The sequence below is a fragment of the Gabonia massiliensis genome, from assembly GCF_001403595.1.
GTDB lineage: Bacteria > Bacteroidota > Bacteroidia > Bacteroidales > Coprobacteraceae > Coprobacter > Coprobacter secundus.
On sequence record NZ_LN877936.1, the window covers coordinates 59194 to 73698 of the forward strand.

11 protein-coding genes are annotated in these 14505 nt (G+C 34.8%); all 11 read left to right on the forward strand.

All coding sequences use genetic code 11. From position 1 onward, the window contains the following. Positions 1-155 precede the first annotated feature (155 nt). The 11 genes from BN2628_RS00955 (at position 156) to BN2628_RS01000 (ending at position 14502) form a co-directional block, all read left to right on the forward strand. Positions 156-1592: a TolC family protein gene (locus BN2628_RS00955; RefSeq protein WP_055095635.1), complete on the forward strand. Its 1437-nt coding sequence runs from the start codon at positions 156-158 to the stop codon at positions 1590-1592. A 35-nt stretch (positions 1593-1627) separates the two neighbouring features. Further along, on the forward strand, positions 1628-2626 hold the full coding sequence (locus BN2628_RS00960; protein ID WP_055095637.1) for an HlyD family secretion protein: 999 nt from the start codon (positions 1628-1630) through the stop codon (positions 2624-2626). 49 nt (positions 2627-2675) lie between these two features. After that, on the forward strand, positions 2676-3857 hold the full coding sequence (locus BN2628_RS00965; RefSeq protein WP_055095669.1) for an ABC transporter permease: 1182 nt from the start codon (positions 2676-2678) through the stop codon (positions 3855-3857). Positions 3858-3892: 35 nt separating this feature from the next. After that, positions 3893-5131 (forward strand): ABC transporter permease, encoded by a 1239-nt coding sequence (locus BN2628_RS00970; RefSeq protein ID WP_055095639.1) that lies wholly within the window; start codon positions 3893-3895, stop codon positions 5129-5131. Positions 5132-5326: 195 nt separating this feature from the next. Continuing rightward, complete coding sequence (locus tag BN2628_RS17350) at positions 5327-5506, forward strand: hypothetical protein (protein WP_021930039.1); 180 nt, start codon at positions 5327-5329, stop codon at positions 5504-5506. Between the two features lie 197 nt (positions 5507-5703). Continuing rightward, positions 5704-6777: an HNH endonuclease signature motif containing protein gene (locus BN2628_RS00975; protein ID WP_082430115.1), complete on the forward strand. Its 1074-nt coding sequence runs from the start codon at positions 5704-5706 to the stop codon at positions 6775-6777. 17 nt (positions 6778-6794) lie between these two features. Then, a complete protein-coding gene (locus BN2628_RS00980) occupies positions 6795-9191 on the forward strand; it encodes an endonuclease (RefSeq protein ID WP_055095643.1) in 2397 nt (798 codons plus the stop codon). Positions 9192-9193: 2 nt separating this feature from the next. Then, a complete protein-coding gene (gene corA / locus BN2628_RS00985) occupies positions 9194-10270 on the forward strand; it encodes a magnesium/cobalt transporter CorA (protein WP_021930042.1) in 1077 nt (358 codons plus the stop codon). 117 nt (positions 10271-10387) lie between these two features. Continuing rightward, positions 10388-10897, forward strand: a complete 510-nt coding sequence (locus BN2628_RS00990) for an RNA polymerase sigma-70 factor (RefSeq protein ID WP_021930043.1) — start codon at positions 10388-10390, stop codon at positions 10895-10897. 93 nt (positions 10898-10990) lie between these two features. After that, the gene (locus BN2628_RS00995) at positions 10991-11818 is read left to right on the forward strand and encodes a FecR family protein (RefSeq protein WP_055095645.1); all 828 of its coding nucleotides are present in this window, start codon (positions 10991-10993) and stop codon (positions 11816-11818) included. Beyond that, positions 11818-14502, forward strand: a complete 2685-nt coding sequence (locus tag BN2628_RS01000; RefSeq protein WP_055095647.1) for a TonB-dependent receptor — start codon at positions 11818-11820, stop codon at positions 14500-14502. Before BN2628_RS00995 ends, BN2628_RS01000 begins: the two co-directional genes overlap by 1 nt. The last annotated feature ends 3 nt before the right edge of the window (positions 14503-14505 follow it).

Consider the following 14505-nt stretch of genomic DNA (forward strand, 5'->3'; position numbering starts at 1 on the left):
TTGTTATGTTTGATAAGTAATATATCTTTGCAGCATGTGAAAAGATAGGGCTGTGAAGTCGCTATTTTTTTTAAAGAAAAAAGATTGTTTATGCAATTATTGCATAGATTATTTTTAAAAAAGAAGATAAAACATTATCTTAAAAGAAGAGCAGAATGAAAAAATTAATCTCCCTCTGTTTGCTGACTGCAATAAGCAGTACTGCTATTTCACAACAAGTTTTTACGCTTGATTCTTGTAGGAATATGGCGTTGAATAATAATAAGCAAATACGTATTGCCGAAGAAAAGATTAAAGCAGCTGGTTATGAAAAAAAGTCGGCATTTGCTAACTATTTACCAGGGATTGATGTGATGGGTACTTATATGTACAATTCTAAAGAGATTTCATTGTTGAGTAAAGACCAAAAAGCTGAGTTGTCTCAGTTAGGAACACAAGCTGCTAATGCTGTGCAGGGAATGATTCCTCCGCCTTATGAAACTATACTTGGACCTATGTTATCTGGGCTGGTAGCTCCGTTAAATGCTGTCGGGGGGTCTTTGGTTGACGCATTACGGACAAATACAACAAATGTTTTTGCCGGAGCAGTGACGATAACTCAGCCTTTGTATATGGGAGGAAAAATCAGGGCATATAATCAGATAACCAAGTATGCTGAAAAATTAGCTCAGTCTCAAAAAAATACAGCCGTAAAAGATTTAATTTTTAAAGTAGATGAAGCTTATTGGCAAGTAGTTTCGTTGGTTTATAAGAAAAAATTAGCTGAGAGTTATGTAAGTCTTTTGGATACTTTAAATAATAATGTCCAGGAGATGATTCTTGAAGGTGTAGCGACGAAATCGGATGGACTTACGGTCGCAGTAAAATTGAATGAGGCGCAGATAACCTTGACGAAAGTTGACAATGGATTAAGCTTGTCTAAAATGTTGCTGGCTCAAATATGTGGTTTACCGGTCGATTTGCAATATAACTTGGCCGATGAAAATTCTTCTCCTCAGGTAGAATTGGTTCCACAAGCATTTAATATGGATGAAGTATATGCTCATCGTAGTGAAATACATAGTTTGACATTAGCTACTGATATTTATAAATACAAGCAGCGAGTAGCTTTATCTTCTATGCTACCTAATTTAGCTTTAACGGGAAACTATATATTTTCTAATCCAAATGTTTTCAATAGTTTTGAGAATAAACTATCGGGGATGTTTAGTGTCGGTGTAGTTTTAAAAATTCCGATTTTTCATTGGGGAAAAGATTATTATAAAGTTAAGGCTGCAAAAACAGAGCGGAATATAGCGATGTTAAATCTGGAAGATGCAAAAGAAAAGATAGAGTTACAAGTAAATCAAGCTTCATTTAAAGTAAATGAAGCAAATAAAAAGTTGGAGATGACCCGTAAAAATATGGAAAAGGCTGAGGAAAACTTACGGAATGCTCAATACGGCTTTGAAGAAGGTGTGATGACTACTGATAATGTATTGGAAGCACAAACGGCATGGTTACAGGCCGAATCAGAGAAAATAGATGCAGAGATAGATGTACGTTTATGTAATGTATATTTGTCTAAAGCCCTAGGAATAATGAATAAATAGAAAATAAGAATATAATAATAGAAAAAATAGAAACAATGGATACTCCGGAAAGAAAAAAAGAAAAAAGTCTGGCTATAGGTCTGGTTGGGCTGATAATTGTCATTGTTATTTTAGCTCTTATTGGCTTTTTTATGTTAGAGCCAAAACCTGAGATTATTCAAGGGCAGGCAGAAGCTACACAAGTTCGTGTTTCTGGTAAGTTGCCAGGGCGTGTTGCTGAGTTTATGGTACAAGAAGGCCAGCAAGTTCATATGGGAGATACTTTAGTTCGTATTTTTTCTTCTGATGCAGAGGCGAAGTTGATGCAAGCAACAGCGATGGAGAATGTATATAAAGCTCAGAATCAAAAAGTAGATAAAGGTTCTCGTATTGAAGTGATTAATTCTGCTCATGATATGTGGCAAAAGGCTATTGCAGGATTGGAGATTGCGAAGAAATCTTATGATCGGGTACAGGCTCTTTATAATAAAGGGGTAGTTTCTGCCCAAAAGAGAGATGAAGCAGAGGCCAATTATAAAGCTATGCAAGCGACGGAAAGAGCTGCTCGTTCTCAATATGAAATGGCAAAGCGAGGAGCACAAATAGAAGATAAAGATGCTGCGGCAGCAATGGTGGAAGTTGCAAAAAGTGGGGTAGCACAGGTTGAATCAGTGTTGGCTGATTCTTATCTTACGGCACCGATTGATGGTGAGATTTCTGATATTTTTCCGAATGTTGGGGAATTAGTTGGCCAAGGGGCTCCTATCATGAACGTTTTGGATTTAAGTAAAATGTGGGTGACATTTAATGTTCGGGAAGAATTATTGAAAGACTTAACAATGGGAAAAGAGTTAAAAGCAATTATTCCTGCGTTAGGAAATAAAGAGGTAATGTTAAAGATTTACTATATTAAAGATATGGGGTCTTATGCTGTGTGGCGTGCTACAAAAGTTACGGGTCAATATGATGCTAAAACATTCCAAATTAAGGCTCGTCCAGTACAGGCTATCAAAGACTTGAGACCGGGAATGTCTGTATTGATAAAAGAAAAATGAACAGTTGAGCTTTTCTGAAAAATTGAGAGAAGCAATAAAAAATATGAAAATGGTTGATTTAAGATCTGGGTTTAAAATCCTTGGGACAGTCATTGTTCGGGAATTGCATCGATTGGTATCCCGTCCGATATATATATTGTGTCTGATTGTCGCACCTCTTATCAGTTGTATTTTTTTGCTGACATTGATGGATAAGGGATTGCCAGAAAGGTTACCGACGGCAGTCGTTGATCTTGACCATTCTACAGCTTCTAGAAATTTTATACGGCAACTTAATTCTCTTAGTTTGATACAAGTCGTAGAGCAGCCTAATAGTTTTACCGAAGCTCGTGAATCTTTACAAAGAGGTCAGATATATGGATTTTTGGTTATTCCAGAATCATTTGAGGCTAAAGCGATGGCTGGTAGGCAACCAGAATTATCTTTTTACACAAATAATGGCTATTATATCCCGGGAGCATTGCTTTATAAGGGGTTTAAAACTATGTCTGTGTTAGCTTCAGGGGCGATTGTTCAACAGACATTGTTAGCACATGGACAATATGGTTATGAGATAACTCCAAAGCTACAACCAATAGTTCCCGATGTACATGCGTTAGGAAATCCATGGTTAAATTATTCTGTTTATCTTAATAATACGTTTATTCCGGGGATGCTTCAGTTGCTTATTTTGTTAACTACAGTTTTTAGTATCGGTTCCGAGATAAAACATGGTACTTCGAGAGAGTGGCTGGCGAAATCTCATAATTCTATTATATTAGCAATAACAGGTAAATTATTACCACAAACGGTTATATTTTTTGTAGTAGGGGCTTTGTGCCAATCGTTGTTATATGGTTATTGGCATTTCCCTTTGCATAATGGAATATGGCCTATGTTGTCAGCCATGTTACTATTGGTTATAGCATCTCAGAGTTATGCTGTAATAATGATGAGTATTGCCCCTTCTTTACGTATTGGCTTAAGTATGGCTGGCCTGTTCGGGATTGTATCTATTTCAATTACAGGTTTTTCATTCCCTGTACCGGCAATGTATTCTCCGTTTAGGTTATTGACCAATATATTTCCGTTGCGGCATTATTTTTTGATTTATGCCGATCAAGCATTGAATGGAATACCTCTTTACTATTCACGGATACAATATTTAGCTCTTTTTCTTTTTGCTTTAGCTTCATTGCCTTTGTTACCTCGGCTTAAGAAAGCTTTGCAAAGACAGATATATGTCCCATAATATAATCCGAAGTTTATATAGTAAAATTGATAAAAATGAAAATATCAATATTAAAAGAGCAGTTAAAAACAGGTTTCCTGGATATATGTTATATCTGGAGAAAAGAATATATAACAATTTTTCGAGATTTTGGAGCCTTGATATTTTTTCTGGCCTTACCTTTCGCTTATCCTCTTTTATATGCTTTGATTTATAATCCGGAGGTTGTCAGAGATGTCCCAATGGTAGTTGTAGACAATGCCCGTACTCCATTGAGCCGAGAGTTAGCACGTAATATGGATGCATCCCCTAATGCTAAGATTGTATCATATTGTGCAAATATGGAAGAGGCGAAAGAGCTGATGTATCGAAAAGAGTGTTATGGGATTCTGCTAATTCCAGAAGATTTCAGTAAGAAGTTGGTTAGAGGAGAACAAAGTCCTGTGATGTTTTATTCAGATATGAGTATTATGCTTAATTATAAAGGTTTTTTAATGGCGATTACTGATGTGACTATGGATTTGGGAGCTAAATTACAAGTAGAGACTTTGGGAGGAGCAACACCAGAGCAGATTAGTATGGCTACTTCTCCTGTTCCATATAGTTCTATTACTATGTATAATCCAGAGTCGGGATTCGGATCTTTTTTAATACCTGCAATTCTAGTTCTTATATTACAGCAAAGTTTAGTTTTAGGGATAGGTCTTTTAGCAGGAGGAGTATATGAACATAAAAAGCTTCACCATTATTATTCCGGTCGAGAACGTATTCATAATAATATTATTCATATCGTTTTAGGTAAAGCTATATGTTATTATAGTATATATATTGTACCTACAGTTTTTATATTGCATGTGGTTCCATGGATATTTAGTTTCCCACAAATAGGAAATCAATGGGAAATATATGCATTTATGGCTCCTTTTTTATTTGCTTCAATCTTTTTTTCAATGACATTATCCGTATTTGTGCGTGAACGAGAAACGTCATTTTTACTTTTTGTATTTACTTCTCTCTTATTTTTGTTTGTATCTGGTATTACGTGGCCATATTATGCAATGCCTGAGTTTTGGAAAATTATAGGAACAGTGATTCCTTCGACATGGGGTATTCAAGGATTTGTAGGGATAAATACAGCCGGAGGCACAATTAATGATGTCCATGAGTCTTTTATTTGGTTATGGGTTCTAACAGGATTTTATTTTATTACTACATGCTTAGTATATCGTTATCAAATTTATAAGGATAAAAAACGGGGTTTTAAAGGAAATTTAGTATTGACAGATGAAGTGTAATATAAAGGGAATAAATAAAAAGTAAAATCTCTATCCTATTCAGGGATGGAGATTTTTTATAAGTGTTATGTCTGATATACAGATATTTTTGTGTTACATTTATATTAAATTTTTCAGTATGTTTTATCTTTTTGTTTAATTCTTTAACTTTGTTGTCTTGCTCCAAAATAAATAGTCTCTCTAAACCTGAATAGAATGAAGAAATTTTTATGTATTATTATTGCAATGTTGGGTATTTGGGCAATATTAGCATTCTTCTATGTTCAAATTCCAGATTATTATCAAGATAGAACCGGGAAAAGGGGAGAAATATGGCAGAATGTATTATCTAAAGTAATATGCAAGGTTGGAAATGGTAGTAATTTCTATTTTTAAAATATATTTATTAAACAATAAAGTGTTATAACGATTTTGTTTGTCTTTTTAGATTTACATTTTTGAGTTTGGAAGATATGAGTAGGAGAGTATATAAAGTTATAAAGGGACTCGAAATTTTTGGTAAAGGTATATAATTTAGGTTATTGCCTCGAATATATTGAAAAGTGAAAATGTTGTACGGTAATCGAATGTTTATGAAGAAATTGAGCTATTTTTCTGTTAGTTTTTTGTTTTTTTGGGTCGTATCGTTTTATTTAATTGCGCAGGCTCCGGCTAATTATTATCAAAGTGCAATAGGGAAAAAAGAAAGAGAACTAAAAACAGCCTTATATAATATTGTAAAAGACCACACGGTTCTGTCTTATACTCCAGGATTATGGAATGCGTATAAAGATACAGATGCAAAGTCTGACGGTACAGTGTGGGATATGTATTCAAGCATATCGAGATTTACATTTGGTGTGGATCAAGACTCTGGTTCAGGAGGTACTACGGAAGGTGATAAGTATAATAGAGAGCATTCTTTCCCGCAAGAATGGTTTAATGGTAAGTCGCCAATGAAAACAGACCTTTATCACGTATATCCTACAGATAAGTTAGTGAATAATAAAAGAGGAAGTTATCCTTTTGGAGAAACAAATGGAGAATCGTATAAATCAGCTGGCAATTTTAGTAAATTAGGTCGGTGTACATATCCAGGTTATTCGGGAACTGTATTTGAACCAAATGATGAGTATAAGGGTGATTTTGCCCGTTCTTATTTTTATATGGTAACTTGCTATGAAGATAAAGTGAGTGGTTGGAATAGTGAGATGCTAAATAATACTTCATATCCTGCATTTACAACTTGGGCGATGAATTTATTGTTAGAATGGAACAGAAAAGATCCAGTTAGCAAGAAAGAAACAGATAGGAATAATATGGTATATTCTGAGTATCAGCATAATCGTAATCCTTTTATTGATTATCCTCAATTGGCTGAACATATTTGGGGTAACCTTAAGGATATGCCTTTTGATGGTACTACATCTGTAGAAGAGTGGGCGCTGGATAATATCTCCGTTTTTGTTACTTCTGGAAATATCTTGACGGTAGTGGATGCACCAGTTAATTCGATTCTGAAACTATATAATATGTCAGGAGAATTAATAGTTGAGCATCAGATTCTGTCTGACAGATATGAAACTGAAGTTGGAACTGAAGGTGTTTATATAGCACATGTTATTACTTCTTCAAGGGTTTGTGCAGTTAAAGTTTTTATTAGGTGATATAAGGAAAATTTAAGATGAAAAAAAACATGTTGAAAGGTAATATTGTGTTGCTGTTATGGGTTGTCAGTCTCTTATTGTCTGCTCAAATTCCTGCGGGTTATTATGAGGGTACTCGAGGAAAGTCTGGGGCGGAGTTGAAAACGGCATTGCATAATATAATTAAAGACCCGAAAGTCTTATCATATGGCAGTGGTGCGAATTCTACTTGGTATGGTTTTACGAAAACAGATGTCCGTCCTGAAGATGGTACGGTTTGGGATATGTATTCTAACAATCATGTGGAGTTTAATGGTAATTCTGCTGCTGCAGGGATGAATATCGAACATTCATTTGCAAAAAGTTGGTGGGGAGGAGCGAAACGAACAGCATATCGAGATTTACACCATCTGAATCCATCGAATCAACAAGCCAATTCGGCGAAGGGAAGTTGGCCTATGGCTTATGTTACGGGCAAGAAGACTTTCGATAACGGAGTTATAAAGGTTGGTAAATCCAATAATCGTCCGGGAGGTGAAATTTCAGCATGGGAGCCTGCTGATGAATATAAAGGTGATTTTGCTCGGGCGTATATGTATATGGTTACGTGTTATGAGGATTATGCTTCTGATTGGACGGGAAATTCTGTAAACCAATTGGATAATAATACCTATCCGGTATTCGAGCAATGGACCGTTGATTTATTATTGAAATGGAATCGGGAAGATCCGGTAAGTGAAAAAGAGAAAACGCGCAACGAGGCAGTTTTTTCGTTGCAGAAGAATAGAAATCCATATATAGATTTTCCTGATTTAGCGGAATATGTATGGGGTGACCGTAAAAATGAATCTTTTGATCCAGATGCTGGTTCTTCACCGGCCATTATTCATCCGGTAGATGGAAGTATTGTTGATTTGGGAATTAATACTGTAAATTCTCAATTATCTTATATGTTGAATATAAAAGCTCGTAATCTAAAGGGAGATATAAGTCTTTCGGTAACAGATAATCATTTTTCCGTATCTCGGAGTGTGTTGACTAAGGAAGAGGCTGAGAGAGGTGTAAATGTAGAACTTACTTGTAATTTGGCAGATGTTTTAGAGTATTCTGGTACATTAATAATAACTGGAGGAGGATTGGAAAATGCGGTAAGTATATCTTTAAAAGCGCAAGCAGTGTCGAATATTCCTGCATTGCCGGTGACGGATATCACTTCTGAAGGTTTTTTAGCTCGTTGGGTACATTTACCTTCGATAAAAGAGGTAACCCTTCATGTATATACACGAGATGGAGATAAGATTTTGCCTTTGGATGGCTATCCTCGTCAGTGTTTTAGTGAGGACCAGGAAGCATGGGTTACAGGTATTTCTTATGATACTACGTATTATTATCGAGTGACAAGTGGAGATATGGGCTCAAATGAAATTTCGGTTTTTATTCCGGCTCCAGTGCCGATGATATCAGTGGCATCCCTTGATGGAGATTTGAATTTTTCTACAGAACCGGGCATGGCTTCTGAAACGAAAAGAGTGAATATAACAGGAAAATATACGTATGAGCAAATACATGTAATGGTAGATGAGCCTTTTGAAATTAGTGTAGACAATCGAGAGTGGTTCCGGCAAATAGATTTGTCTTCTGCAGGAGGTACAGTTTGGGTACGATTATCTGATTCTGCTCCAGAGGGTGAACATGTATCAGAACTATTAGTATCGAGTGAGGAGATTGAGGAAGAAGAAATATTACCTCTTTCGGGTTTAGTTGCTGTAAAGAAAGCATTTTTTGAAGATTTTGAGACTGGCTCTAAAGGAAGTTATGCTTCTGGGGTAGTGACTTGTTCTAAGGGGAGATGGCTTTTTGATGATGCCTTGATGGGTGCTCAAAATGGAGATTTGAAACAAGGGAAAAAATCTGCACGAATAAGAAATGGATATATTGAAATGCAGGATGATAAGGCGGGAGGAATCGGTACATTATCTCTATATGCTGGATTATACGGTAGTGATACAAATGGAAAATTATCGATTTGGTATTCTTCTGATAGTGGTATGAGCTGGAATTTGATTGCAGAGGATATAGCTTTGACAAAAACATTGACTAAGTATATATATCCGGTCAATGTATCCGGAAATCTTAGAGTAAAAATTGAAAATACGGGTGGAAATCGTATTAATGTTGATGATATAGAAATGAGTGATTATCGTGTTTCAGGAGTTGATGATATCAGTACCTCCACAGTAAAAGTAGGGGTTTTGAATGGTGTTTTATGGATTGAAGCTCCTGAAAAATCTTCATATTCTATATATGATATCAATGGCGTTTTGGTACGGACAGTGGCTGTTATTAATCGTACAGAAGTGTATGGCTTGCCATTGGGTACTTATATTATATCTGGGAAGAATGTGAATGGAGGAGTTAAAATATTAGTTCGATAGTAATGCATAAGCAAACATATAATCTTAGAAAAAAAAAGAAAGGTGTAAAAAATGACCTTTTAGTTGATGGATTTGTTTATACAGGAGAACATAAAGATCCCGTACGGATAAATTTTGTTCAGTACGACGGGCTGAATTATAAGCAGAAAGAATTATCGACAGACGATAATCTTTCGATGATATTTCAGCCAGGAAAAGTGAATTGGATGCATGTTTCCGGTCTTTCCGATACTGCATTGATTTCTCGTATTGGGAAAATGTTGAAAATGCATTCAACTGATATTCAAGATATACTTACCAGTCAACATATTGCAAAAATTGAACAGTACAGTGATAAGACGATATTAGTTGTTAATACATTCTACTATACAGACCAGAAAGAACTCCAACAAGAACATATCTGTGTAATCTTGGGAAAAGATTATGTCGTATCTTTTCAGGAGTCAGAACTTCCACTTTTTAATAATATTATAACAGCTATCGAAAGAAATACGGCTTTAGTAAGAACACATACAGTTGATTATCTTTTTTTTCTATTAATGAACAATATATTGGGAAATTATCTTGATGTAATTGCTGCTCTTGAAGAAGAATTAGAGAAAATGGAAGACGAAGTTTTGACAAGAGATCCACGAGAAGATTTCGGCAATAGAATACAGGCTAATAGGAGAGATTATATGCAATTGAAGAAATCTATATTGCCATTGAAAGATGATTGTAATAAGCTGATTCATAATGAAAATAAACTTATTAAAGAAGAAAATATGGTATATCTGAATGATTTGGAAGACCGTATAGTATTTATTATACAATCGATAGAGATATGTCGCGAATCTATGGCATCTTTGCTTGATTTGTATTTTTCTGATAATGATTTGCGGATGAATGGGATTATGAAGCAGTTGACGATTGTTGCGACCATATTTATACCACTTACTTTTGTTGTGGGAGTATGGGGAATGAATTTCAAGATTATGCCGGAACTTGAATGGAAATATGGCTATTTGATGGCTTGGGCTTTGATGATTCTTGTTGTTCTGATTGTATGGTGGTTTATAAAACGGAGGCGTTGGAATTAATGGGACGATTTTTATTTTATAAAAGCAAAACAAACGTAGGGACTTTTTAAATAAATTACTACGTTTGTTTTTGTTTAAAGTGATAAATATTTGAAGTTGATGCTTATTTGAGACTTTATGGAATTGACAGTAAAAGAATTTGAACATTTTTATCGCTGTTTATATCGTCCTTTGGGAATGTATGTGTTGCGATACACAGAGAATATCGACGATGCAGAAGATATAGTTCAGGAAACATTTGCAAACGTATGGGATAAAGTATCATCTGGAGAAGTTATTTCGGATTTTAAATCATATATGTATCGGGCAGTGAAGAATCGTGCATTGTCTTTTCTCCAGAGTTCTCCTTATGAATTGTCTCAAGAGATACAAAATGATAATTCTGATGAAGTTGAGGAAGAGCAGATATATATTGCAGAACGAGATGCACGTCTTTGGACAGCTATTGATAAATTACCTGCTCAAAGACGTAAAATATTTTTGTTGGCTAAGCGGGATGGGCTTACTTATGCTGAGATAGCAGAAGAACTTAATCTTTCAGTAAAAACTATTGAACATCAAATAAGTAAAGCATTAAAATGCTTGCGTGATAAGGCTGTAAAGATATATACTTTCTTTTTTGGATAAAAAAAGAAGGAATAAGAATAGGGGGATTTTGAATTTTTACTGTCTTAAGGGTATATATTTTTATTTGTAGTAGATATGAGACCAAGGGAAAAGATGGAAAATTCAAAATTGAATGAAGAAGACATTCGCTTTGTCGCCCGTTTTTATGATCCATTGAAAATGGACACGTCAGAAGCGTGGAAAAAATTGAAATTGGCGAATGTTACAGAAATCAAATATCATTCCATTTTGTATCGCATAGCTTCTGTTGCTGCTGTTTTGATAATTGTTATTGGTAGTATTAGTGTATATTTGTATACTAACCATGATAAACAAGATTGGATTACTGTGACTACTGACGGAAAGCATTCTTTGGTATATGTATTGCCTGACAGTAGTACTGTATATTTAGCAAAAGAAGCAATATTAAAATATAATAAAGGAGATTATGATGTTAGAAGTCGTAATGTAGAATTGTCCGGAAAAGCTTTTTTTGAGGTATGTCATAAGGAAGAAAGTCCTTTTATTGTAAAAACATCGATCGCTGGAGTACAAGTTTTAGGAACATGTTTCCAGGTACAAGCAGACCTTGATACTACATCTATTTTTGTAGATAGTGGTAAAGTCCGCTTTTATAATAAAAAGTATCCAGATGTTATATTGGAGGCTGGAGAAGGAGCATATGCTGTGAAAGATGGAAATATAAAAAAGGATACAAATGTAGATGTCAATATTTTATCTTGGAAAACGAATATATTTTATTTTCGGGATACGCCTTTGCCCATAGTTATAAAAAAACTTGAAGAGGTGTATGGAGTACATATAATTAATATACCCCAAAAAGATTATCATTTAACTTCTTCATTTCATGATATATCTGTTTCGGAGATTATCAATTTGATAAACGAAGCCCTTGATATTCATTTAAAAATAGAACTCTGATGCAATTTTATATAAAACTTTTATGTCTGTTGCTTTTCCTGTCTTTTATGGAAGGAAAAGCAGCAGAAGAAAGTAATCTCGTGGTTACTGTGGATGTAAAACAGAAAAATTTGTCTGATATTTTAACTGAAGTGGCAAGGCAAACCGGAATAAATTTTATATATGATTCTTCTATTATTGCTGGAATTAGATTGGATTTTAAAGCATATCAAGAACCTCTTTTGCAATGTATGAAACGGTTGATAAAGGATATTCCAATAACATATTATTTATCAGGGAATAATATTATTCTTAAGAGAGCTAATGAGAAAGTAACAATAAGTGGATTTATTCGAGATAAAAATACATTGGAATATTTAGTTGGAGCGTCTGTTTATGATCATTATTCGCGGAGGGGTACAACAACAAATGAGAATGGATTTTTTTCTCTTACATTATCAAGTAAAGTCGTTGAATTGGAAATTTCGTATGTAGGTTATCGGGCTTTTAAGCACACTTTTATGGAGTTAGATAAAGATACGGTAATGCGTGTATCCCTTATTGCTGATCGTCAATTAAAAGAAGTCGTGATAGTAGGAACTCAGTCGTCTAAAGAGCTTATATCCGGTACACAGATGGGTACTTTGTCGATGACCCAGAAGTCTATAAAGAATATTCCGACTATATTCGGTGAGGCCGATGTTGTAAAAGCTTTACAGACTCAGCCTGGAGTTATGGCGGGTGTTGAAGGTTTTTCGGGAATGTATGTGAGAGGAGGAAATGGAGATGATAATCTTTATTTAATAGATGGGGTCCCGGTTTATCAAGTAAGTCATTTAGGAGGTTTGTTTTCAGCTTTTAATGCTGAGGCTGTCGAAAAAGTTGATTTTTTTAAATCGGCTTTCCCTGCACGTTATGGGGGGCGGTTATCAAGTGTTGTAGATATTCGGACAAAAGATGGCAATATGAAAGAGTTTCATGGTAGTGCAATGTTGGGACTTACATCTGGAAATCTAAATTTGAGCGGACCTATAATAAAAGACCGTACTTCCTTTAATATTTCATTACGCCGTTCTTGGCTCGACGTTTTGTCTGCACCTGCTATTGCAATTTATAATAAAGTGAGAGAAAAAGAGGGTGAAAAAATGATTGGCCGGTATGCTTTTACTGATTTGAATTTTAAAGTTAATCATTTCTTTTCCGAAAAAAGCCGTGTTTATGTAAGTCTCTATTTAGGACAAGATTTTTTGAAAGGAGGGAATGTCGAGTTTTCTAAAGGGGATGGAATGTCTTATGAGAATAAAGATATAGGACGTTTGCGGTGGGGAAATGTGGTTACATCTGCAGGTTGGTCTTATATTATAAATAATAAAATATATATTCATAATCAGTTTTCGTATTCTCGATATAGATCCTCCTTGAAAAGGACTATAAATGAAATTTCTGGGGAAAAAGGTTCGGTAGATTATAGTGAAAGTCTAAGTGAATCATCGTCAATAAATGGAATCGAAGATTTGGGGGTTCGTTCGAGTTGGGATTATTTACCATTGCCAGAACATCATGTCCGTTTTGGAACAAGTTATTTTTATCATCGTTTTAAACCTGAGTATGTTCGGGAAAAGAGAGTTGGAGATATTGAAAAACCAAACCCGGTGAATCGAAATGAAATGTTGTTGGCTCATGAATTTGATTTATATATTGAAGATGATTGGTCTTTAGGGAGGGCGACGCGTTTGAACGCAGGATTACGGTTAGGATTATTTAATGTTCAGAAAAAATCTTTTGTGTCGTTGGATCCTCGGTTATCTGCCCGTTTCTTATTATATCCTGATTTTAGCTTTAAGTTTTCATATGCTCGAATGAACCAATATGTACACCAGATAAATGAAAGTTATATCAGTTTGCCTACAGACTTATGGCTGCCAGTTAGTCGTGACTTCAAACCTTTGACGAGCGACCAAGTTTCTGCTGGATTTTATTATAATCTTCGTGATTTATATTCTTTTTCTGTTGAAGGGTATTATAAATGGATGAATCATATTTTAGATTATAAAGATGGTTATAATTTTCTTCCTTCTTTTATTGGTTGGGAGGAAAAATTAGTATCAGGTAAGGGTTGGGCCTACGGATTAGACTTGATTGTTCGCAAAAACGAGGGAAATATAACAGGTTGGATGGGTTATGGATTGATGTGGGCTGATAGGCAAATTCCTGGAGTTAATGGTGGAATTCGTTTCCCTGCGAAATATGATAACCGACATAAATTGAATATTGTAATTGATTGGAAAATTAATAAGAAGATTGAATTAACAGGAAGTTGGGTATATATGACAGGCAATCGAATTACACTTGCTTTGGAAAATTATCAAGATTTGAAAAATTCGGGTATTATAAATGAGAAGATTCCGAATCTCCCTTCTTATTGGGAGAGTGTTGGGCTTAATTATTATGCAAATAGAAATAATTTTCGCCTTCCTGCTTATCATCGTTTAGATTTAGGAATAAATATATATTCTCCTAAAAAACGAGGGAGGATGGGAATATGGAATATAAGTATTTACAATGTATATAGTTATATGAGTCCGATAGCTATTCGGAAATGGTATCAGTTTGGTGGTTATAATTATTCTAAGGCTTATTGTTCTTTCCAAACTTTAGGGCTATTACCTGTTATTCCTTCTTTTTCGTATACTTATAAATTTTGAAGA